The organism is Lacticaseibacillus parahuelsenbergensis, assembly GCF_030770265.1.
GTDB classification, from domain to species: domain Bacteria; phylum Bacillota; class Bacilli; order Lactobacillales; family Lactobacillaceae; genus Lacticaseibacillus; species Lacticaseibacillus casei.
The window spans coordinates 642,259-663,630 of record NZ_CP132482.1 but is presented as its reverse complement, the minus strand read 5'-3'; the positions used below and the strand labels follow the sequence as shown (position 1 = coordinate 663,630).

Sequence of the window (21,372 nt, the reverse complement as noted above, 5' to 3'; positions counted from 1 at the left end):
CGGCAATGCCCCTCCGTCGTCAGACCGAACTTTACCACTGTTCATGATTCCAGCTGCGACCGTCGATTTCTGCTTCCAGTTGTTCGCGGCGCTCGGCTTGTTGCGCGACAAAAGTTTGCAGAGCCGCAAAGAAGGCCGCCTTTTCATAAGATACCGCATCTTTTTCATGCTGGGCGGCCGTGGTAATGAGCCACTGTTCGTCAGTCGTCACTCAGACTCACCTGCCTTCAACTCATGCAGCGTCAAACGCAAACGGTCGATTTCATCAGTTTGCGTAGCCAGTTGGTCAGCTAGCATGGTCGTCTTGGGGTCTTCCTGCAACCGATCGATAAACCACTGCGCCTGCGCTTCAAAGTTATCAGGATGCTGCAACGTCAAATATTGCTGGTAGCGGATCAGTAATTGCTGGTGTTCCGAATCATTTTGGTTGGCGAATCGGGCAATGGCCAATGGCGCCAACAGCCGCAAGCCGGTCTTTTCTGCCAACGCGGCATATGGTGCCAAAAATTGGCTCAAACTAAACCCTACCTGGCCGCCAAGTTGATAAGCCGATTCCGGTTGGCTAAAGCTCACCACGAGGCCCAATGACTTCCCCTTCAAAAGGCCGCCATGTGCGTCATAAACGAATTGCTTTACCCAAACTTCTGTCAACCACTGATGCAAGCTTGCCGGCGCCATGTACCAATACAACGGAAACTGCAAGACAATCCGGTCAGCTTCCTGAATCATTTGCTGCTCGGCTGCAACATCAAACGGCAAGTTTGCATCTAAATGGTGCCACACAACTTGCGACAAAGAAGCGGCACTGGCTTTTAGAAACTGCTGTGTGTCGCTTTTTTCGATATTCGGATGGCTAACAACCACTAGTGTCTTCAATTTGATCCCTTCAGTAAATGCTGTGCTAAGAATGCGACCGTGCCCGGCCACGCTTCGGCAAGATAGCCTTCCGCATGCTGGCCGCCGGGGATGACCTGCAACGTCACCGGCACGCCCAACGTCGCGGCTGCTTGACCAAGCTGATAAATGCCGCTCACTGGAATGATCTCTTCCTGTGAATTAGCCAGATACATCGGACCGGCCTGCGCTGTCAAGCGTTCAAACGGTTCAACTTGCGGAAACTTGGTCTCATCTGCATCCACATAATTCAAAATAAACCACTTGTAAAATGGATCGTTCCGGCCGCCTTGATCGATTTTAGCACTCGCCGTGTTCACGAAATCGGTTTTGGTATCAGGTTGCGCCACGACTTTTGGGTGTGCCGCAAACCACTGTTGGATGTCAAAAATCCCCGACCACGAAACCATCGGCACACCTTCAGCCAAGCCAACGTCAACCGATAAGGAACCGCCAGCACTCGATCCGAAAACGCCGAGCTTTTTCGTCTCCACATGATCACGCAACCACGAAAAAGCCGCTAAAACATCATCCCGCGCTGCCGGGAAAAAGGCTTCCGGCGCTAATCGATAGTTCGGAACGGCAACCGCATAGCCAAGCGCGGCGAAGCGTTCGGCCATACTGCCTTCCTTATTCTTTTCACCGCGAAACCAACCGCCGCCGTGAATATCAAGAATCGCCGCACCATTTGGTTTGTCCGGTTCATAGAAATCGAGTTTCTGTAAAGGGGCATCGCCATAAGCAATATCTTTGGTTACTTTAACTGTCAAAATAATCGCCTCTCAATCATCACGATGACCACAGTATAACGCCCTTTTCTATAAAACAGCTAAAAATTGCCCCGCTTCAGCTTGCTGCTAATCGCGACATGAATGGCCTGGAATCTAATCTGAATCATCCAATCCTAGCGCCTGATTCAGCTTCTTCTGGACGGTCGGCAATGCTATCTTCCCGAAATCTTTAGGCGCCACCCATCGTGCAGGGATAAACTTCAGCTCCTCGGCTTTGGCATCGGCGCCGATTAATGTCATCTGCCAGCGTTGGTGGGTAAACGTATGCTGAACCTGCTTGACGCCAAGATCGGCGAAAGTTAAGGCCAAGCCTGATGATGCAGCAAAAGTCTGACTCACTTCATCTAGTTGATCGCTCATCATGGTTGCTTCGAGATCAGCCATATCAATTAACGGAAACATCCATAGATCTGCCAACATCCCGGTACTAGGACGCTGCTCGAACAAATAACCGGCATCAGAGCGCACGACCAAAGCAAAATAGCGATGCACAACTGGTCGCGGTTTTTTCGTTTTAACCGGATAATCTGCCACAACGCCATCGCGATAACTTGCATCAAAGTCACGCACAGGCGAGTGCTCGGGATCCGGGTGACTGGCGGACATATAGCTTGAGCCCAGATCCATCACGGCTTGATTGAAATCGCCAGGACGATCTTTTGGAATTAATGGGCGAATCAGATCGTAAAACACTTGGCGCGTTTGCGGCCGCGCGATATCGGCATCCACTTTGAACAAGCGGGCAAATACCCGAAACGCATTGCCATCAATGGCCGGCACAACTTCGCCGAAGCTAATGGAAGCAATCGCGCCGGCTGTATAAGGACCGATGCCTGCCAACGTCTGTAACTCAGCTGACGTCTGTGGCCATTTTCCACCATAATCATTCACAATTTGCTTGGCCGCTTGTTGCAGGCGCCGCGCCCGTGAATAATAGCCTAAACCTTCCCATGCCTTCAAAACTGTGGCTTCCGGCGCCGCGGCCAGTGCCTCGACAGTTGGAAACTGTGTCATAAAGCGTTCGTAATACGGAATGACCCTCTGCACTTGCGTCTGCTGAAGCATTAATTCGCTCACCATCACATGATAAGGGTCATGATCTTGCCGCCACGGCAGCGTTCGCGCGTGTCCGTCATACCAATCTAAAAGTGCCTGTTGAAACGCCGCTACTTTTTCTGGCGGCCAATCCATTAATTTGTTGTTTGTCATCATAGGGATTAGCTTACCATGGAGTTTGGCGTTGGGAAACTGTTTGGTGGCTTGATGGGGATTGTTCTATTTGAGGCAATGGAATGGGTGACTTTCGTGTTCTATAACGCGTTCGCCAGCCCAGAAACCTGCGTGTAAGGACCTCAAGTCTAAATGGCCAAAGCCCAAGTGCTGGAATCCCATTCTATTTTGGGCAAGTCAAAATCCGGCTTTCACTTTCTATAACGCGCTCACAGTCGCAGAAATCTGCGTATAAGGACCTTGGTCGCAATGGCCAAAGACCAGCCATCACGCCCAAGGCCACTTATACTCCGATTTCTAAGCGCTCCTGTTCGCGCTCAAAAAAAAGTCACCCTCACGATCATACGTATCATGGGGATGACTTCCTTTACGGTTCAATGATCACTGCAACTGCTGCAATTCTCATCGATTCGTTTTGCTTACTACTGGGTTTTGCCCATCAACGACAGTGGTGCCGCTTCTGATCATGCTTGCAATGCAGTTCGTGAGTCTTGAGCCGCCTGACGACAAACACTACTCAATCCATTACTGAATTTCAATGTTGTGACCAGACTCCTTTGATTCAGTCAACTTTGGGCATGTGATGTTGAGAACACCATCTTTGTAGTTTGCCTTGATGTTGCTGTCATCAACGTTTGGCAGTTGATAGCTCCGACTCATCGTGCCATAGCTGCGTTCGGACATCATGACGTTGCCGTTCTTGTCGGCGTGATCTGTGATGTCATCCTTGTGAACATTGATGCTCAAAATGCCATCATGGTAGTTCAACTTGATGTTGTTCTTGTCGATCCCAGGAACATCAACATGAACTTCGTAAGCGTCCTTGGTCTCCTTAACGTCAGTCAGCAATCCGTTGACGGCCGTGCTGGCAATGGAAGGAGTTGCCCAATCCATCCAGTCAGATACCGGGCCGAAGAACCGACGCGCCAAGTTGTCAAAGAACGGATCATTAACATCATTCATCAACTCATTATTACGACGATTCATAACTTCATTAGCCATAACAGATAACTTCCTTTCAATCAGAGACTTTGGGGATTCAGGAGAACGATCTTAGCTCCGGAGCCTTTGTTCCTTCTCCCTCGCTCCACCTATAGTTATACCACAAATTAGCACTTGTGAACGCCGAGTGCTAAAGTTTTTTGAAAAAAGTTTGGTTAGCGGTTGTTATGGGGCGTCATTATTGTGTTTTCGGGTTGTGTATTTAACTATACCTTTGTTGGAAGTAGATATCATCGGGATACTTTGTTGTGGCCGTAAGTGATTTTAGCGGCATCGGTATTTGTTCTATTGTCTGCAAAGATAGGTTGGGCTGTTACGTTCTATAACGCGCTCGCCAGCACAGAAGCCTGCGTATAAGGACCTTGGTCGCAATGACCAAGCCCGGGTCATCACGCTCAAGGCCACTTATACTCCAGCTTCTAAGCGCGCTGGCTCACGCTCACACAAAAAAAGATCCCAAACAATTTCTCATTTGGGATCCGTGACTTAGCTAAAAATTAGTTTTCATTTTCAAGGCGTTCTGCTTCTTCGTCAATCGTTTCGAAACCTGACTTCTTAGGCTTCTTTTCAGGATGTTCTTGGCGCTCCTTTTCGACCTTAGCGATCAAAGCTTTCTTCTGTTCTTTGCTCAATGATGCCATGTGATGTCGCCTCTTTTTGGTGTGAGTTAGAAGGTTTGACCCTTTCAACTTCTGTTATACCACTTAAATGGCACCTTGACACACCAAATTTTAATCTGATCACCGACTCAGGAGAAGAACAAATGAATTTTTGCCCTTCTAGCATATGTTTTTCAAGCTTAATTCTTTTGGGGTTTCGCCCACTCAAACCGTTTAACCTGAGCAAGGTCATCGGTCTCAGCCTGTGACAACCGGTAATTAAAGTCAAGCTGTAAAAGCCATCTAGCACTAAGACCAGTGGCTTGCTCAATTTTCCGCGCAACATTGATGCTCATATACGCATGCCGATTCAAAATAAATGAGAGCTGCTTTTGCGAAACGTCAATGTGCCCTGCAAACTCAGACTGCGTAATATTGTGATACGCCATCAGTTCCTTCAGCGCATCAGCTGCCGAAGTCGTTGGCACAATGTTCATAGGTACTGAATCATTAAAGTCTGCTTCAAACATAAATCCCCCTGTTAATGAGCATGTTCAGTGTTTTCAAAAATACCAATCGCTTCATTGAACATTACCATACGGGTATATTCCTATCAAGTAAAACCTTTGTCGCACCGCGCTCAACATCCCTTAACTAAGCCATATGCAACACTTTCAACCGACTGCGCCCAGTGCCTGCCGGTTGTACCTGGAGCTGATCGGGAATATTATCGCGTAATTCCGTGACGTGGGAAATAATGCCGATCAGCCGCGATTCGCCTTCCAATGATTCAAGGGCGTTCATGGCCACATCAAGGCTATTGGTGTCCAAACTGCCGAATCCTTCATCAACAAACAACGCATCAATGTTAATGCCGCCACTTTCCTGTTGAATCACCTCGCCTAATGCTAGCGCCAGACTAAGGGCTGCGATGAAGCTTTCACCCCCGGACAGCGTCTGAACCGCGCGCTGTTCGCCAACCTGATCATCATAAACATCGATTTCCAAACCGGAATGAATTTTCTGCGTACCCAGATCGGTGTGCAGCACAAACTGATAGCGCTGATTTGATAGAACCTGCAGCCGCGTGTTGGCGACGTCCAGAATTTGTTGAAGATAGGCTTGCAGAACATACCGTTCCAAACTCAGCTTCTTCGGCCCATTGCCGTTCATCACTGTTGTCAACGTCTGTAAGTCAGCATAGGCAGCCAGCGCGGCTTTATTTTTTGCTAAAATGTCCGCAGCCTGCTTCAACAACTTTTTGGCCGTGTCATGCGCCTGCTGCACTTCAATCAACGCAGTCTGGGCTTTGGTTGCTGCAGCCTCCGTCAAAGTGGCCTGCTCTTCAAGTTGATCAAGCGCCGGCTCGTGCTGATCGCCAATGGTTTTATTGCTGGATTCCAATAACGTCTTTTGCTTCAAAACCGCATTGTTATAGTCTTGAGTCTGCTGTTGCAAAATCGGCAACTGATCCAATTGCTCTTTTAGTGCAGTAAATTGTTTGGACCCATCTGCGCCAAAATATTCTGTTACTGCTTGTAAAAAGGCCGCCGCTGCTTCCTGATGGTCTTTTTCCAGTTTGGCAATTTGCTCCGTGGCGTGGCGCTCATCGGCATGGAGTCCGGCTAGCTGGCGATCCAAGTCGCTTACTTTGTCTTGTGCGGCTTGTCGGTTTTTCTGATACGTGTCAACCGCTTGGGTCAGTTCCGTCGATTGTGCCGTCACGGTTTCCAAATCACTGGTTCCCTCAGGCAGCGCCGCTTGCATCGTCGCCAGTGCACTCGTAGCTGTAGCAGCCTCAATTTTGGCGGTATTAAGCGCCTCTTGAGCAGCCTGAACTTTGTCCGTATCCTTCGTGACAGCGGTTTGCAACGACTTCAATGCTGCTTCAAGCGTCGTTTGTTTCGCTTCAGCTGCAGTCAGATCCTTCACGATCTTGCCAGTCTCAGTCTCAAGCGCATCCAATTGAGCCAGAATATCGTCATGGTCAGCCTCAGAACTCATGAAATTCGGTTGCTGGGCCAGTGTGTCCACAAAGTCATGCTTGGCGACGCTAGCCTTTTTGTTAGCCGCTGCCTGCTGCTCTTCAAGATTTTTAAGCTGCGTCTGCAGAGTTGTTTCTTTTGCAGCAGCCTGCTGACGCGCTTGTTCCGCCTGCTTGATGGCCGCCTCGGTTACCAATGGTTCGGTCGTGGCCACGGCTCGGTGAGGATGCTCAAGGCTACCGCAAACCGGACAAGGCGCACCGGGTTCCAGCTTAGCCGCCAGCCGGGAAATTTGCTGCTTGATTTGGGTTTGTTGCAGGTCATTTAGTTGTTGCGCTGTCGTTTTGCTGGTCTGTGTCGATTTTTCCAACGAAGCTTTAACTTTTGCTAACTTTTCTCCAAAAGTAATGGCATCTTTTTGCGCTTCCTGGTAGTTCGCTGCAATCGGCGTCAAGGTCGCCAATAACTGTTTATGTTCTGCTGCTTGACTTGCTAAATCGGTCACTGACAAGTCAGATAATTCGGTTTGCTTCTGGGTAAGCGTTTGTTGATCGTCCGCGAGTTTTTGCTGCGCCTTCTTCAATGCAGCACTTGCTTTCGTGACTGCATTTGCTTGCACTGCTACCTGTTCTTTTTGCGCGTTCATGTTGACAAGTTGTTCGCGAACCGACTGCAATTGATCAAGTTGTTTTTGCTTCGCGTTGATAGTCGGCTCTTGTTGCTGCAACTCGGCCAAGCTTGTTTTGGCCTGATCCATGGACTGTTGGGCCGCCACCAAAGTTGCTTTGGTCTGCGTTGCTTGCTTCCGCGCATTAGCCAAATCCTGCGCTGTGGTTTCGACCCGTTGCGCAGCGGCTTCATGTTGCTGAACCCAGATTAATTGAGCCATGCGTTTCAGACGGTCTTGCTGAACCGGTTCCTGCTCGGCAAGTTTCGCCAACGCAGCGGTGGTCTGTTCGCGATCTTTGAACGCTTGCGCCAACTGTCTGCCCGCTTGAAGCGCTGCCTGTGCAACCTGATAGGCATGATGACTACTATCGGCGGCTTTTTGTCGTGCCGCAACTGTCACCGCTTGTTTTTCGACAGTCTCCCGCATCAAGTCCAACTTGTCCGCTGGGGTAGCATTTTCATCTGGCTCGACTTCAAAATCAAACTGAGATGTCAGCAGGTTGAGCATGCGTTCCTGATCCTGAATTTCCGCGCCCTGCTCTTTGGTTTTGGCTAACATTGCTGTCTGCCAGCGCTGAATGAGCTGCGTGCCAAACAAGTCTCGTAGCAAATCTTCCTTAGCATTACTGTCCGCATCCAAAAAGTGCCGAAAATCGCCTTGAGGCAACAGAACAATCTGCCGAAACTGTTTGGCATCCAGATGCAAAACCGCATCTAACTGCGCCTGCACCTGATTCTTCTTGGTATATTCCGCGACTTGCTTATCGCCATCCGCGATCGCCAGCACGACCTTGGCCTTAACCTCGGTAAGCCCATCCCCGCGCTTTTTTTGTTGCAACTGTTGCGGCTGCCGCGTGACCGAGTAGTGTTTGCCATCATGTTCAAACGTCAACGTCACTTTCGTTAAATCATGATGGCTGGCAAAATTCGACCGCATCTGAACGCCATCCCGCTCGCCAGAAGTTTCGCCATACAAGGCATACACCAGCGCGTCAAAAATGGTGGTTTTCCCGCTACCGGTCGGACCACTGATCAGAAACAAGGGACTGGTCTGAAAATCATCAAAGTCAACCGTTTCATCTGCATACGGGCCAAAAAACTGCATGTGTAATTGTTTTAGTTTCATCGCTTCTGCTCGCTTTCTGCCGCGGCAAGACCGGACTTTGCCCACTTCAGCTGATCAGCCGTCAGCTCGGTTTGCATCAGTTCTTCATAGAAAGCCTTCAATAAACTGACCGGATCCAGATCACGTTGCCGCTGTTGTAGTGGCTTCACCGCCTGGACACCATTTTCGCGCCGTAAGCTGATGATGCGTGGATAAATCTGCCGTAACTGAGCCATCACGTTGGGAATCACCTGGGTATCGGTTAAATCAATCCCGATGTAGGCATCTCGATCCTGCTTTTGGTAATACGCCGGATCGGTCAAATCCGCATAGCTGGCTTTTAATTCCAGTAAGTCATGCTGCGGCTTTAATGGAATAAATTCCCGCTGCATCATTTCGGTGTCCACAATATAAACACCTTTCTCCTGCTTCGCCTCGCCTACTGCATACTTCAGCAAAGCGCCGCTATATTGAATTTTCGGCTCGCCATGCAGCGCATTATGATTATGTAAATGTCCCAACGCAACATAATCAAACGCCGCCAAATCATCGACCGGCACCGCGTCCAAGCCACCGACATTCACCTTCGTTTCTGAAGCACTATGGTCACTGCCAGCTGCAAAAAAATGGCTCACTAAAATATGCCGCATGTCCGGTTTGAACAGCGTCTTCATCTTGGCAACAATCGGCCGAATCGCCTGTGCGACGTTTGTAATGGTCTGATCCTGAAAATAGTCGCGAACCGCGAACGGCTCAAAATACGGCAGCAGGAAAAATTGAACGCCATCAAGCTCAATCGGCGTAAATGCTTCGGCTAACTGCGTATTGACATACATTTGGGTGGCGGAAAACCAGGAACGACCGGTTCGCAAACGCACCGCCGAATCGTGGTTGCCCGAGATCACCAACAACGGGTAATGCAAGTCGCGATTCAACTTCACGAGCATCTGGTCCAGCACCGCCACCGCTGCTTCGCTCGGCAGTGCCCGATCATATAAATCGCCGGCAATTACGATGGCGTCTACCTGTTGCGCCTGCGCAACCGCCACTAGTCGATCAAAAACTGCCTGCTGGTCTGCTAATAAGTCAAAGTCATTTAATTTTTTGCCAATATGCCAATCGGCTGTGTGTAAGAATCGCATTTGAACGCCTTTCTTTGTTACCGCTTACTTGCTACAATAATATTGGTTATTTAGGAGGAAAATTTATGAACACGTTTATCTTTGATATCGATGGAACCTTACTCGATAATGTCGAGGGTTATCTCTACGGTTTACAGAAAACGCTGCGGCGGCACGGTCGCAAGGTACCTATCCAGGATCTGACTTGGACCAATGGCCGTGCAGGCGTTGATAGCTTGAAAGAACTAGGCTTTAGCGATGAAGAAGTTCCCGTGGTTCACGAAGAGTGGCGGGAAGATTCAAAGGCTTTTTTGACTGACGTTAGCTGGTTTCCTAATATGCAAGCCGTTCTTAAACAGCTAGGTCGGCAATATAAACTCGGTCTTGTCACATCAAAAGATAAACCGCAGTTTCTTGAAGAGGACAAGAAATATCACTTCAGTCCTTATTTTCAGACGGTAGTTGTCGCTGGTGAAGCCAAACGCAATAAGCCATTTGGCGATCCGATTACATTGGCTCGCGAACGTCTAGGTGGCAACCCAGAAACAACGGTCTATATCGGCGATACCTCGACCGATGCCCAAGCAGCTGCCAACGCGAATGTCGCTTTTGCACTCGCTGGGTGGACAACGCCGCCTTCACCAGCTGTCGCCCCACGGGTCGCCGTCTTGCAGCGAGCTGACGATTTGCTGAAGCTTCCGGACTTAGGATAAACGGTTGTTTCTATTATATACTACGCATTTAATCCGCTAACGCAATTTTCAGAAGGCCAAAAATGGACAAGAAATCAATCATTTTCATATAGAAGATTTAGAAAAGCCGACCCGCGACAAACTTTGCCTGCAGGAGCCGACTTTTCTTTGTCTTTATCAACTGATTGGTGCAGCAGGTGACACACGTTCTCCTTCATCAAAAAAGCTCGTCATTTAATGACTTCTATTCTGTTGCAATCACAAGCCCGTGAGATTTTCCGCAACCGGTATATACCATATGTTAAGGCTTGTTATATTCTGTTCACTTTTTCGGGCATTTTGTGAGCTTATTCAGGCAATAATCGATGACTTAAGAAAGCGGACAAGGCGTTCAAAAATCGCAAACTTGGCGTTAAACATTGTCATTATGAGCTTGACGAATGGTGTCGCCGGTGGTAACTTAAAAATGTAATAAGGAACAAAAACAAACAACAACGAACAGATCATGTGAGGTGATTCAATGTTAAAAGACGAGCGCTTGCTGACAATTCGCAACTTAGTGGATCGCAAAGGGATTGTGACCGTAAACGAAATTGGTGATAGTTTAGGCGTTTCAACCATGACCGTGCGTCGGGATCTGGAAGAGCTCGCCGATCGAAATGAGTTAATCCGCATTCACGGCGGTGCCCAAAGCACGCATTTTAAGCCGCTAACCGAATTATCCCGAAACGAGAAGCGATCCATTCACGTCAACGAAAAACGCAAAATTGCTGCGACCATCGCAGACATCATTACGTCAGGCGATACGGTGTACATCGGTCCCGGCACAACCATGGAACTCATTTCCCAGTACCTCAAAAAACCGGAAGTGCGCATTATTACCAATAGCCTTCCTGTTTTTCAGAGTTTTCAGGATCGTGCAGATTATTTTTCACTGAAACTGATTGGTGGCCAGCTGCGAGAGCGCTCCGGTGCTTTCATTGGCAGCTTAGCTAATGAGATGTTAGCTCACCTCACGACCACCAAGGCCTTTATCAGTGTCAACGGGATTGCCGACAACCATATCAGCAATGCCAGCCCTGAAGAAGGCCAGACGCAGCGGATTGCCCTGAACAATGCCGGCATGAAGTTTGTTGCTGCGGATCATTTTAAACTGAATCGGCAAGATTTTTACAGCTTCTATGACCTCGATCAAACCGATGGCCTCATCACGGATCATGGTATCAGCGCTGACGATAAGCAGCATTTTAGCGAGTATACCTCTGTTATCGTAGGAAAATCGTAAGGCGTTCACTGGCGCAGGAGCCGGTTCACGCTCACAAACAAAGAAGGAGAATAGTATATCATGGATGTCATTATTGGTGCAGACAAAGATGGATTTGCAATGAAGGAACAGGTTAAGAAGTATTTGGAGGATCATCAGTATCAAGTTGCCGATGTAACCCCTGAACCTGCTGAAGATTTTGTTGAATCTGCTTTGGCAGTTACAAAGAAGTTGCTGAACGGCGACGCTCACAAAGCGATTATGTTCGACCGCTATGGCGTTGGCTCAGCTATGGCTTCTAACAAAGTCAAAGGCATGGTCACTGCTGTTGTTCAAGAAGAAAACACGGCGCACATGACCGCTGAACACAATGGCGCCAAGGCAATTGCGATCGGTACCGGCATCACCGGCCCTGATCGTGCCATTGCTATCGTTCAACGTTACCTCGACACTGAATACGCTGGTGGCCGTCATCAGATTCGGTTAGATATGTTGGAAAAAATGATCTAAGTTACGTCTCCGTTTATTTAAGCCAAGAAAGGAAGTTTCATCCTAATGATTATTGCAATCGGAAATGACCACATTGTCACCAATGAAAAAATCCAAGTCTCCAATATGCTGAAAGACATGGGCTACAAGGTAATTGATGAAGGTACCTATGACACGCATCGTACTCACTACCCAATTTATGGCAAACGCGTTGCCGAAGACGTTGCTGATGGACGCGCAGATTTAGGTATCGTGATGTGCGGAACCGGTATCGGTATCTCAACTGCTGCCGATAAAAACGAAGGCGTCCGTGCCGCGATGGCCAACGATGCAACTTCGGCAGTTTATGCCCGTGAACAATTGAATGCCAACGTCTTAGGCATTGGCGGGGCCGTTACCGGTATCCACTTAATTGAAGATACGGTTAAGGCTTTCCTTGACGCAACCTACAAGGAAACACCGGAAAACAAGAAGATCATCGACAAGATTGACAAAATTGCTAAGCCTAATCCAGAACAAAAAGACAACCCACACTTCTTCGATGCTGAACTCGAAAAGTGGGACGAAGGCGTTTATCACGACTAATTTGGCTTCATGAGCGTTAACGCGCTCACTAACCTTTACTAAATTGGAGGAATTTTCATATGACTGTTAACCTTACTGCGGGTCAATTTAAACATTTACAACAACTTTCCGATGACAACAACGTTATCTCCGCTTTGGCCATTGATCAACGTGGTTCCCTGAAGAAAATGCTAGCAGCCGCTGCTAACAAGCCGGCTGACGAAACCACGATTGTTGATTTCAAAAAGGCTGTTTCTGAAGAATTAACCAAGTACGCTAGCTCCATTTTGCTGGATCCGGAATATGGCTTGCCAGCTGCAAAGGTTCGGGCACCTCAGGCCGGCTTGCTGCTTTCTTACGAAAAGACTGGCTACGATGCGACCGAACCTGGCCGTTTCCCTGATTTGATCGACAATCAGAGTGCATTGCGCATCAAGAACGAAGGCGGCGACGCGGTTAAGTTCTTGCTGTACATTGATCCAGACGAACCAGACAGCATCAACGATCGCAAGTATGCTTTTGTTGAACGTGTCGGTGCTGAAGCTAAGGCCAACGACCTGCCGCTGTTCCTTGAATTGGTCTCCTATGATGGCAAGACCAACGAAACCGGCACTGCCGCATGGGCCAAGGCTAAGCCAGCAAAGGTTATCAAGATCACCAAGGAATTCAGCAAGCCACAATACAACGTTTCTGTCCTCAAAGTTGAAGTTCCGGTTGACCAGAAGTTTGTTGAAGGCTTTACCGATGAAGGTGTGACCCCGGTTTATACCAAGGAAGAAGCCGCTAAGTACTACAAGGCACAGTCAGATGCCACCGATCTGCCGTTTATTTTCCTTTCGGCAGGCGTTTCAAATGAATTATTCCTCGAAGAACTCAAATTCGCTAAGGAAGCAGGTTCAACCTTTAACGGTGTTCTCTGCGGTCGGGCAACCTGGAAGCCAGGCGTTAAGCCATTTGCTGCTGAAGGCGAAGCTGCCGGCAAGAAGTGGCTGGAAACCGAAGGCAAAGCTAACATCGATCGTTTGAACAAGGTTTTGGCTGAAACTGCCACCCCTTGGACGGACAAGGTTACTCACGATTAGTTCGTGTGTAGGCCATAAAAGCCGACTCCCCAGGGAATCGGCTTTTATTAAATGAACGACTGGCGGCAGTGCAGCGTTACGTTTGAATGAATGCACGCCAGCTCAGGCTCATCATAACGCGTTCCCTGGCGCAGGAGCCTGCATGTAAGGACCTTGGTCGCAATGGCCAAAAACGAGCCATCACGCCCAAGGCCGCTTACACTCCGGCTCCTAACCGCGCCAGCTCACGCTCAGAAGGAGAAGAAATTCATGATTTTAACCGTCACTTTAAACCCCTCAATCGACGTTTCCTACCCACTCGAACATCTTAAAATCGACACGGTGAATCGCGTCAAAAATGTTCGCAAGACCGCTGGCGGTAAGGGGCTGAACGTTTCCCGGGTGATTCACATGCTGGATCACGATCTTACTGCGACCGGCTTTATTGGCGGCTATTTTGGCAAATGGTTGGAGAATCAATTGGATCGCGATGGCATCGCCCATGATTTTCTGCCGATCGATGCGGAAACCCGTAGTTCCATCGCAATGCTGCATGATGACGGCAAGCAAACCGAGATTCTTGAAGCCGGACCAACGATTACCCCTGAAGATGCGCAGAAGTTTCTCGATCACTTTGACAAATTGCTGGATCAGGCAGACCTGCTGACGATCTCCGGTTCCATGCCGCAAGGACTTCCGGAAGACTATTACACGCAAATGATCGCCCACGCTGGCGCCAAAAATGTCAAAGTCTTGCTCGACACATCGGGCGCCACTTTGAAGTCCGCACTCGAAGCACCAGTGAAGCCCCTTTTGATCAAGCCAAACGAAGAAGAACTGGCTGGTCTGCTTAACCGCAAAGTCGATAAAACCGATTATGCCGCGTTGAAACAAGACCTCCAGGATCCGATTTTTGACGGCGTTGATTGGATTGTCGTTTCTTTGGGATCAGCAGGCGCCTTTGTTAAGCATCAAGACAAGTTCTATCACGCCGCCATTCCTAAGATTCAGGTCGTCAATCCGGTTGGTTCTGGTGATTCAACCTTAGCCGGGCTCGCCATGGGCATTCACGATGGCAAGTCTGACGAAGACATTATGAAGACGGCGATGACCACTGGGATGCTCAACACGATGGAAGCAGAAACCGGCTTCATCAACCCGGCGAAGTTCGATACCTATTTTGCCAAAGTCACGATTGAAAATTACTAATTTTGGAAAGAAGCCATTAAATGTCAACTTTTGAAAAGATTCAGCAGTTGAATCCAGATAAGCAGATTCATCAGCTAACGGATCCGGCGTTTGCCGATTACGGCGTCACCTACCCGCAATACGATGTCAGTGAGCTCAAAACGTTCATGGACCAAAACGTCAACATCCCTGCCCCAACCACAGCCAACCTCTACGTTCCGTCAAACCCGGACATGGAAAAGATTCCGGTTGTCCAGCAAATCGGCCGCGATGTTTTCGCTGGCCTGCCAATCGAAGCAGGCGAATGTGCTGGCCACGCCGAAACTTTAACCGCCGTGGAATTCCACCAAGGCAGTGAAGTGAACGTATTTTTCACAGATGTCGTCATGGTCATCGGCAAGCGCGGCCAAATGCACGCTGGCAAATTCAACGCGGAAAAGGATGCTAAACTGTTCTTCGTTCCAGCTGGCACCGTGGTTGAATTCTTCAGCGACACGTTGCACTACAGCCCATGTGAAGCCCATGCCAGTGGGTTCAAGTTTATCGTGATGCTGATCCGCGGCAGTAATCAACCCTTACCAGCTGATTACCACACTGACAACAAACTGATCGTTAAACAAAATAAGTTCCAAGTCGTTCATGCCACCCGCACCGATAAAATCAAGCAAGGGATCCAAGTCGGCGTGACAGGTGAGCTCGTCAAGGTAGCACATTTAGATTAGTTAGTGATGGCCGATGACGCCGATGCCCCAACAAGCACAAGCTAAGACTCGACCGATCGTTCATTTTTGGAGGCGTTTTTTATGGTAGAACTAGAATCAGTTAAAGATGAATCACCATTAAGTCGTTCCTTACAAACCGAACACTATAACGGCGCTGTCGCAGTGGTAACTGCCGACAAAGAGTTAGCAGCAGATTCGCAAGGCTTTGCCCATATCGATATGAAGGTTCCATTCGCATCGCATACGCTCAGCGGTGCCGGAACTGTCACGCAACAATTCTTTGGCGTTTTGCTCATGCAATTTGTCGAAAAAGGCGCGCTAAAACTGACCGACAAACTGTCACAATACGTGCCTGAATATAAGCAAGCTGACAAAATCACCATCGGCCAGCTTGCCACGATGCAAAGCGGGATTCCCGATTACTTAACGCTCATGGCTGAACCGTTCAAGGCGAACGCGCCGGCAACTTTGCCGGATGAGCGTCTGGCCTTACAAATCAACCAGCACAATGCCGCGGACATGGACCTGGCTAAAGTCTTGGATGTCGTTGATGATCAACCGTTAGCCTTCAAGCCAGGTAGCCAGACTGCTTACAGCGCCACCAACGCCATTTTGCTAGGCGAAGTGCTTGATCGGCTCACTGAGGAACGCCCGCTTGAAGCCATTTTGAAGGAAAACATTTACGATCCTTTGGCTTTGACACATACCAAAATCGGCACCTCACACGCTTTTGCCGAAAGCTATCATTGGATTGCCGGCAACCCGAACCTCGCTGGTAAAGGTGATGAAAATCAGACAGATCGCGGCTTAGTCACAACAATCGACGATCTTGAAAAGTTTGCGCAAGCTGTGTTGAAAGGCAAGCTGCTCAAAGCAGGAAGCTGGGAAACCATCTTCAAGGCTGCTGAAGGCGGCTACGGATTCGGCTGGCACAAGCTTGCTGACGGCTGGTTAGGCAACAGCGGCAGTGTCCTCGGCTATACTGGCTTGCTCAGCATCAACCGCAAGCAGAAGAAGGCTGCGGTCGCTCTGACCAATGTCTTAAAGCCGCAAGCTGATATGACGGAATTCGTTGATAAAATTCAGCAGGCTGCACAAGAACTTTAAACTTCATAGACAAGAAACCCCGGCTGAAGCCACCAACTTCAACCGGGGTTTTCTTGACATTCATAACATCTTAGCGAGACACTAACAGAGAAAAATTGAAAAACAGATGGGGCGCAACCATGACATTTTGGTTATTCATTTACTTTATCGGTGCCGGCATCCTCGGCGGCTTATTGGCTTCGATCGCTGGCTTAGCTTCGTTAGTTTCCTACCCAGCACTCCTCATAGCCGGCATCCCGCCAGTCATTGCCAACGTAACCAATACAGCCGGACTCGTGCTTTCCGGTATTGGCGCAACCGCATCATCATCCCGCGAACTTCGCGGTGAAGGCAAACTGGTCACCGGCTTAACCGCCCTCACGCTAGCAGGCGGCATTCTAGGATCTGCACTTTTACTTATTGAGCCGGCATCCACATTCGAACATATCGTGCCTTTCTTTATTCTGTCAGCCGGTATTCTCCTCCTAGTCAGTGGCCGTCAAGCTGATCGCAGAAACGTCCCTGCCTTACGCGATCAAAACAAATTCGGCCTAGGTTTAAAAGCCATCGGTCTCTTCTTAATCGGCGCTTACACCGGTTACTTCGGTGCGGCAGGCGGCGTCATTATCCTCGCAATTTTAACGCTCAGCCTACCCCAGCGATTTGCGGTGCTTAACGCCTTCAAAAACGTCATGGCCTTCATGGCTAACGCAGTCGCGACGATTATTTACGCATGGACTGGCAAAATTGATTGGCTAGTTGTTCTCCCGCTTGGCATCGGCTTTCTGATCGGCGGCTACTGTGGTCCGATCGTTGTGCGGCACGTGCCAGTCAGACTGTTACGGATTTTAATTGCGTTTGCTGCGTTTGGGTTGGCGGCTGATTTGTTTGTGCAGGCGTATTTTTAGCACGTCAAAAATCAACGATCTGGATATTGAAAAGACTAACTCGCATGCATCTAAACGTGCTGGTTAGTCTTTTTTGTGAAGGTTTAAAAAATCCGGAACTCTATTTGTTCTTTTTTGTTTTAAAAAGTTTTTTATTGTGTGGAAATTGTGCAAAAACTACGGTACAATAGAATTAGTTAATAAGTAGCGGAGGTGTTTGCTCGTGACAAATCGAAGAAAAACCTATCTCATCTGGCTTGGCGTTGTCACACTTGTCGCAATTGCCAATGGGATCTTCAAAAATACATTTACTCAAGTTTTAGTCATGGTCACTGCATGTTATGCACTGTATCAGCTTCTCAAGATAGATCATGTTTTTGACCGTAAGAAGCGGCGAGCTAACCGACTGAACCAATAACGATAATTCTTTTTCTTAAGTTGCGTATATCCGCAACTTTTTTTGTGCTTAAATGACAAACTAAAAAAGCCCCCCAACGAATGAGGACTTTTCCAGCTTACTTTTTATTTTGCAAACAAAGCTTATTCGGCTGAGCTAGCTGCGCCGTGCGTTGGCACGAATTTAACATCGTCAGCAACTTCCTTACCATCGTCAGAGTACTTCTGATTCCGCTTCATCATTTCATGGCGATACCAGAAGAATAATGCGGTATATGCGACTAATGCCAATGCAGCATACAGAACCATCATCATTTCGCCCTTAGAAGCTTTACCAACAAGAACGGCGATGAATTGTTCAATCGGGCCTTCCTTGGTTGACGCTGAGAACAAGCCAGTGGAAGGAATCCCCGGTGCGTGCAAAGCACGAGCTGTGTGCGTAATGAATGGTGCTGACAGTGTGCCTGCCCAAAGGAACAGTGGCAGTTCAATTGCACCAATGACAATCATCCGAATGATCTTACCACGAGTAACAACTAACAATGCTGGGGTAACACCCATGGCGATAATACCGCCTAAAGGTAAAATCCCGTTGCCTGGTAAAACAAGTGCTTCAAGCAACATGATAGGTGCCAAAACGTTGGCAGCTGCCCAGATTTCGGCACGGCCAGCTAAGAACGGCCAGTCAAGTCCGATGTTCAACATCCGGCCGCCAAGACGTTTGTTGGCAAAATCACTAACACCTTGTGACAGTGGTTCAACAGCGGCAATAAACCAAGAACCGATGATACTAAACAGCTCCAAGCAGGTTGCAGCCATAAAGGCCAGCGTTGCAATGGATTTAACACTCTGATGAGAGATTAATCCGATAAAGATTCCTAGATAAATCCCAATGGCAAATCGACTGCCCCAGAAGCCAATCTTTTCATTCAGCTTTGCAGCATCAAAGTCGTATTTGTCTAACCATGGGAACAACTTGTCAAATAGCTTATCAAAGATCATGATGACCGGGTTCATCATATAATTCAAATGGGTTGTGGTCATTGGGTTTTCCCAGTCATCAAGTAAATCATTAAATGTCGGCTTCATAAGATCAGAATTGATGATCTTCAAAATGCCGATAAAGATAACCAGAATAGTAGCAACAAACAGGTTGGCCCCGAAATAAATAGCCAGTAAACCGGTAAATGATAAGTGCCAGATATCAAAAATATCAACATCCAACGTATTCGTGCGATTCAAGAACAAGAGAATCAGGTTAACGATTACCAAAATTGCTAAGAAGAATAATGTGTACGGTGAACCCCAAGTAATCGTTGCCAGTGGTGCCCAGCCTAAATCGGTGATGGAAAGATTAATGCCAGTTGATTTAACAAACGCATTCAACGCTGGCTGATACGTTGTGGTCAATAAACCGATAACACTCCCGATCGCGGTGATCGCAATCGCAAGCTTGATGCCGCCTTCCAACGCATGGAAGAAGTTAACACCGACTGCCCAAGCGATCAAGGTTAGCACGATCAACATGATCGGTGCTGCCCCTAAATCAATAATTGGCTTAAAAATGGTGTTAGCCAAGTCAATAATGGTTTGCATGAAACTTCTCACTCCCTTATATGTATCCGATGGTTCATCGCCATCAGACCATAGACTACTTCAGATTTTCTTTCTTAATGACCCCTTCAATCTTGTCGTAAACGGGTTTGGCCATCGCTGGCATCCGATACAAAATTGGGCCTGCGTTAATCACTGGAATTGTGGGGGTGAAACCTAAGTCTGTTTTCGCAATTGGTGTGAAGATGTCATAGTTCTTCATCATGTCTTCATTAACATCTTTGACCATCACCGCATCAGCTTGCACGTTGTAACCGCGCTTCTTGAATTCCTTCTCGATAGCATCCTTGATTTGGTGACTGGAGTTAACGCCTGCACCGCATGCTGCCAAAATCTTAACTGTCATAACAAAAGTCCTCCTTATTTTTTAAAACCTGTTACTAAAATGTTATAAATGGTTGCCGGGTCCTCAGCCTTGAACAATTTTTCTAATGTCTCAGCTGAAGACGTCGTCAGAAAATCCATGATCTGAGCCAAGACATTGGCCTGGCCTTCAGGATCATTGTTCAAAATCATGAACAGAAAACTAACCTGGAGCTTTTGATCTGGCGCAATCATATTCGCAAATTCGATTGGCTTCTCAAGGCGGATCGGCACAACTTTGCGAACATTAACGAATTCTCCTTCGGTATGCGGGATCGCAACATTGGGATATTCAGGATTGACAACACTCATATCAATGCCTGTCGGATAGTTCTTCTCCCGCTCGCTAAGATGTTGGTAGAAATCTGGTTTTACTGCACCTGCCGCCAACAGCCGATCGGAGACTTGTTTAAAAATGGTATCCTGATCATCACCGTCCTCGACAAAAACTAATTTTGAATCAAAAAGGTCATTCTCAAGCGCTTCAGCCATTTCCTTCACTCCTGTTAATTAATGTTTGTTTCTGTTCACTCTTAATTATATTCAAACGCTTTCAGGAGTCAAGAAAATCTTAGAAAAGGTTTGCAAATCGTCTCGTCAATTTTTACTCGTGTTCGAGTCCTTGTTATGTCTGCACTCAGACCGTCTATTAAACTTTGCAAAAAAAGTGTCATCATTGTGTTTATTGTAATAATACCTAACAAAAAGGAACACAATTAAACAAATGGCCAACAATTAAATTGCTGACCATTTGTTTTGGGGTTATTTAATTATCTAGACTCCAAAAATCATAATAGGAAATATGCTAATTTTGGGGATGACGAAATTTAACTTGCTTACTGCCTATGGCTAACCAGGACACTAAGATCAACCCCACAACTATCGCCCAACTTGGCCAAAATGGCACGGACCAAGAATTTTGATCAATATTACCGAAGAAGAACGAATTTTCCAAAATCTGTTTTCCGTGAAGCGTGAAACTCACGTGTGTCATTACATAAATGATCCCGAAAAGGAAAACGATCCAGCAAACTAGCCTTATAATCCTTCCCCGTTTTGAGCTATAACGAATCATTTCACCGTATAGTTGAAAAGACCCAACAAATAGCGCCATAAAGATCAGCAGTCCCAGTGTCACGCTCGACCGTTCGAACAGCGAAAAGTTTTCCAATCCTGTCACGGGTAACCAAAAAGTTGTTATAAAGATGATGGCAATCGTAAATAGCCACAATGGCATCATCATTCTTAACACCTGCTGAAGCGAATACTGCATGCGACCTTGCAGGGTAACTCGAAAAACGCTGTACAGTGTGAGTAACAGAATAAACCAGAACGAAAATTGCGTCCAATCAGCGGTTACAACACCGTCTATCCTTGATAATAGTGGAACAAACGGCGAAAGCGACACTGGTGCTAAGTTCTGTTCAGTCGGAAAATTATAGCCGATAAATACCAATGCTAAGGCAAACCAGATAGCACCCAGGATCATACCTTGTAATGCGCTTGGTAAATGCTGCCACTTTGTTTTCATGATCGTTTCCTCCAGAAGTCGCTTGCACAAAGCATCACCAAGATTCAACCACAATATACCTAAAATGATTATGTAAAACAAGGAATACGACTTTTATCAAAATACCAATATGACTTGAA

23 protein-coding genes are annotated in these 21,372 nt (G+C 47.6%); 10 read left to right on the top strand and 13 right to left on the bottom strand.

All coding sequences use genetic code 11. The features are described 5' to 3' along the window. Window positions 1-31: 31 nt before the first annotated feature. The 9 genes from LACPH_RS03120 to LACPH_RS03080 form a co-directional block, all read right to left on the bottom strand. Window positions 32-211, bottom strand: coding sequence for a hypothetical protein (locus LACPH_RS03120; RefSeq protein ID WP_047107299.1), 180 nt, complete (start codon window positions 209-211; stop codon window positions 32-34). Next, window positions 208-876: an NAD(P)H-dependent oxidoreductase gene (locus tag LACPH_RS03115; RefSeq protein WP_274784470.1), complete on the bottom strand. Its 669-nt coding sequence runs from the start codon at window positions 874-876 to the stop codon at window positions 208-210. The genes LACPH_RS03120 and LACPH_RS03115 overlap by 4 nt, the downstream gene beginning before the upstream one ends. Continuing rightward, on the bottom strand, window positions 873-1,664 hold the full coding sequence (locus LACPH_RS03110; RefSeq protein WP_306387249.1) for an alpha/beta hydrolase: 792 nt from the start codon (window positions 1,662-1,664) through the stop codon (window positions 873-875). Before LACPH_RS03110 ends, LACPH_RS03115 begins: the two co-directional genes overlap by 4 nt. 114 nt (window positions 1,665-1,778) lie before the next feature. Continuing rightward, on the bottom strand, window positions 1,779-2,894 hold the full coding sequence (gene mutY, locus LACPH_RS03105; protein WP_274784526.1) for an A/G-specific adenine glycosylase: 1,116 nt from the start codon (window positions 2,892-2,894) through the stop codon (window positions 1,779-1,781). A 546-nt stretch (window positions 2,895-3,440) separates the two neighbouring features. Next, on the bottom strand, window positions 3,441-3,917 hold the full coding sequence (locus tag LACPH_RS03100; protein ID WP_016363742.1) for an Hsp20/alpha crystallin family protein: 477 nt from the start codon (window positions 3,915-3,917) through the stop codon (window positions 3,441-3,443). A gap of 497 nt (window positions 3,918-4,414) precedes the next feature. Beyond that, window positions 4,415-4,558, bottom strand: a complete 144-nt coding sequence (locus LACPH_RS03095; RefSeq protein WP_005684115.1) for a hypothetical protein — start codon at window positions 4,556-4,558, stop codon at window positions 4,415-4,417. A 158-nt stretch (window positions 4,559-4,716) separates the two neighbouring features. Further along, the gene (locus tag LACPH_RS03090; RefSeq protein ID WP_274784468.1) at window positions 4,717-5,046 is read right to left on the bottom strand and encodes a helix-turn-helix transcriptional regulator; all 330 of its coding nucleotides are present in this window, start codon (window positions 5,044-5,046) and stop codon (window positions 4,717-4,719) included. A gap of 124 nt (window positions 5,047-5,170) precedes the next feature. Then, window positions 5,171-8,296, bottom strand: coding sequence for an AAA family ATPase (locus tag LACPH_RS03085; RefSeq protein ID WP_306387248.1), 3,126 nt, complete (start codon window positions 8,294-8,296; stop codon window positions 5,171-5,173). After that, entirely contained in the window at window positions 8,293-9,417 is a 1,125-nt protein-coding gene (locus tag LACPH_RS03080) for an exonuclease SbcCD subunit D (RefSeq protein WP_274784466.1), read from the bottom strand. Before LACPH_RS03080 ends, LACPH_RS03085 begins: the two co-directional genes overlap by 4 nt. 65 nt (window positions 9,418-9,482) lie before the next feature. Between LACPH_RS03080 and LACPH_RS03075 the strand changes: the two genes are divergently transcribed. The 10 genes from LACPH_RS03075 (at window position 9,483) to LACPH_RS03030 (ending at window position 17,767) form a co-directional block, all read left to right on the top strand. Next, window positions 9,483-10,109 (top strand): HAD family hydrolase, encoded by a 627-nt coding sequence (locus tag LACPH_RS03075; protein ID WP_274784465.1) that lies wholly within the window; start codon window positions 9,483-9,485, stop codon window positions 10,107-10,109. Window positions 10,110-10,608: 499 nt separating this feature from the next. Further along, entirely contained in the window at window positions 10,609-11,373 is a 765-nt protein-coding gene (locus LACPH_RS03070) for a DeoR/GlpR family DNA-binding transcription regulator (RefSeq protein WP_274784464.1), read from the top strand. A 60-nt stretch (window positions 11,374-11,433) separates the two neighbouring features. Beyond that, window positions 11,434-11,862 carry a galactose-6-phosphate isomerase subunit LacA gene (lacA, locus tag LACPH_RS03065; RefSeq protein ID WP_010493495.1) on the top strand — a complete coding sequence of 143 codons (429 nt, stop codon included), beginning with the start codon at window positions 11,434-11,436 and terminating at the stop codon, window positions 11,860-11,862. A gap of 45 nt (window positions 11,863-11,907) precedes the next feature. Continuing rightward, complete coding sequence (gene lacB, locus LACPH_RS03060; protein WP_025013209.1) at window positions 11,908-12,426, top strand: galactose-6-phosphate isomerase subunit LacB; 519 nt, start codon at window positions 11,908-11,910, stop codon at window positions 12,424-12,426. Between the two features lie 59 nt (window positions 12,427-12,485). After that, a complete protein-coding gene (locus LACPH_RS03055; protein WP_274784463.1) occupies window positions 12,486-13,487 on the top strand; it encodes a tagatose 1,6-diphosphate aldolase in 1,002 nt (333 codons plus the stop codon). Window positions 13,488-13,736: 249 nt separating this feature from the next. Next, window positions 13,737-14,675, top strand: a complete 939-nt coding sequence (gene lacC, locus LACPH_RS03050) for a tagatose-6-phosphate kinase (RefSeq protein WP_274784462.1) — start codon at window positions 13,737-13,739, stop codon at window positions 14,673-14,675. 20 nt (window positions 14,676-14,695) lie between these two features. Then, the gene (locus LACPH_RS03045; RefSeq protein ID WP_274784461.1) at window positions 14,696-15,376 is read left to right on the top strand and encodes a DUF4867 family protein; all 681 of its coding nucleotides are present in this window, start codon (window positions 14,696-14,698) and stop codon (window positions 15,374-15,376) included. Window positions 15,377-15,457: 81 nt separating this feature from the next. Next, entirely contained in the window at window positions 15,458-16,483 is a 1,026-nt protein-coding gene (locus LACPH_RS03040) for a serine hydrolase domain-containing protein (RefSeq protein WP_274784460.1), read from the top strand. A gap of 119 nt (window positions 16,484-16,602) precedes the next feature. Beyond that, the gene (locus LACPH_RS03035) at window positions 16,603-17,370 is read left to right on the top strand and encodes a sulfite exporter TauE/SafE family protein (protein WP_274784459.1); all 768 of its coding nucleotides are present in this window, start codon (window positions 16,603-16,605) and stop codon (window positions 17,368-17,370) included. 202 nt (window positions 17,371-17,572) lie between these two features. After that, complete coding sequence (locus tag LACPH_RS03030) at window positions 17,573-17,767, top strand: hypothetical protein (protein WP_274784458.1); 195 nt, start codon at window positions 17,573-17,575, stop codon at window positions 17,765-17,767. Between the two features lie 122 nt (window positions 17,768-17,889). On the opposite strand, the gene LACPH_RS03025 is transcribed toward LACPH_RS03030, so the two are convergent. The 4 genes from LACPH_RS03025 to LACPH_RS03010 all read right to left on the bottom strand — a co-directional run bounded on the left by LACPH_RS03025 (window position 17,890) and on the right by LACPH_RS03010 (window position 21,253). Then, on the bottom strand, window positions 17,890-19,341 hold the full coding sequence (locus tag LACPH_RS03025) for a PTS galactitol transporter subunit IIC (protein ID WP_274784457.1): 1,452 nt from the start codon (window positions 19,339-19,341) through the stop codon (window positions 17,890-17,892). 55 nt (window positions 19,342-19,396) lie between these two features. After that, complete coding sequence (locus LACPH_RS03020) at window positions 19,397-19,705, bottom strand: PTS sugar transporter subunit IIB (RefSeq protein ID WP_010493481.1); 309 nt, start codon at window positions 19,703-19,705, stop codon at window positions 19,397-19,399. A gap of 14 nt (window positions 19,706-19,719) precedes the next feature. Next, window positions 19,720-20,214: a PTS sugar transporter subunit IIA gene (locus tag LACPH_RS03015; RefSeq protein WP_274784456.1), complete on the bottom strand. Its 495-nt coding sequence runs from the start codon at window positions 20,212-20,214 to the stop codon at window positions 19,720-19,722. A gap of 313 nt (window positions 20,215-20,527) precedes the next feature. Beyond that, the gene (locus tag LACPH_RS03010; RefSeq protein ID WP_306387247.1) at window positions 20,528-21,253 is read right to left on the bottom strand and encodes a hypothetical protein; all 726 of its coding nucleotides are present in this window, start codon (window positions 21,251-21,253) and stop codon (window positions 20,528-20,530) included. Between the last annotated feature and the right edge of the window lie 119 nt (window positions 21,254-21,372).

Bases quoted from the DNA above. Each gene is read 5' to 3' on its own strand.
- LACPH_RS03055 (WP_274784463.1), top strand. From the start codon at position 12,486: ATGACTGTTAACCTTACTGCGGGTCAATTTAAACATTTACAACAACTT.
- LACPH_RS03100 (WP_016363742.1), bottom strand. From the start codon at position 3,917: ATGGCTAATGAAGTTATGAATCGTCGTAATAATGAGTTGATGAATGAT.
- LACPH_RS03035 (WP_274784459.1), top strand. From the start codon at position 16,603: ATGACATTTTGGTTATTCATTTACTTTATCGGTGCCGGCATCCTCGGC.
- LACPH_RS03095 (WP_005684115.1), bottom strand. From the start codon at position 4,558: ATGGCATCATTGAGCAAAGAACAGAAGAAAGCTTTGATCGCTAAGGTC.
- lacB (WP_025013209.1), top strand. From the start codon at position 11,908: ATGATTATTGCAATCGGAAATGACCACATTGTCACCAATGAAAAAATC.
- LACPH_RS03070 (WP_274784464.1), top strand. From the start codon at position 10,609: ATGTTAAAAGACGAGCGCTTGCTGACAATTCGCAACTTAGTGGATCGC.
- LACPH_RS03040 (WP_274784460.1), top strand. From the start codon at position 15,458: ATGGTAGAACTAGAATCAGTTAAAGATGAATCACCATTAAGTCGTTCC.
- LACPH_RS03020 (WP_010493481.1), bottom strand. From the start codon at position 19,705: ATGACAGTTAAGATTTTGGCAGCATGCGGTGCAGGCGTTAACTCCAGT.
- LACPH_RS03085 (WP_306387248.1), bottom strand. From the start codon at position 8,296: ATGAAACTAAAACAATTACACATGCAGTTTTTTGGCCCGTATGCAGAT.
- mutY (WP_274784526.1), bottom strand. From the start codon at position 2,894: ATGACAAACAACAAATTAATGGATTGGCCGCCAGAAAAAGTAGCGGCG.
- LACPH_RS03075 (WP_274784465.1), top strand. From the start codon at position 9,483: ATGAACACGTTTATCTTTGATATCGATGGAACCTTACTCGATAATGTC.
- LACPH_RS03090 (WP_274784468.1), bottom strand. From the start codon at position 5,046: ATGTTTGAAGCAGACTTTAATGATTCAGTACCTATGAACATTGTGCCA.
- lacC (WP_274784462.1), top strand. From the start codon at position 13,737: ATGATTTTAACCGTCACTTTAAACCCCTCAATCGACGTTTCCTACCCA.
- LACPH_RS03010 (WP_306387247.1), bottom strand. From the start codon at position 21,253: ATGAAAACAAAGTGGCAGCATTTACCAAGCGCATTACAAGGTATGATC.
- LACPH_RS03025 (WP_274784457.1), bottom strand. From the start codon at position 19,341: ATGCAAACCATTATTGACTTGGCTAACACCATTTTTAAGCCAATTATT.
- lacA (WP_010493495.1), top strand. From the start codon at position 11,434: ATGGATGTCATTATTGGTGCAGACAAAGATGGATTTGCAATGAAGGAA.
- LACPH_RS03015 (WP_274784456.1), bottom strand. From the start codon at position 20,214: ATGGCTGAAGCGCTTGAGAATGACCTTTTTGATTCAAAATTAGTTTTT.
- LACPH_RS03080 (WP_274784466.1), bottom strand. From the start codon at position 9,417: ATGCGATTCTTACACACAGCCGATTGGCATATTGGCAAAAAATTAAAT.
- LACPH_RS03045 (WP_274784461.1), top strand. From the start codon at position 14,696: ATGTCAACTTTTGAAAAGATTCAGCAGTTGAATCCAGATAAGCAGATT.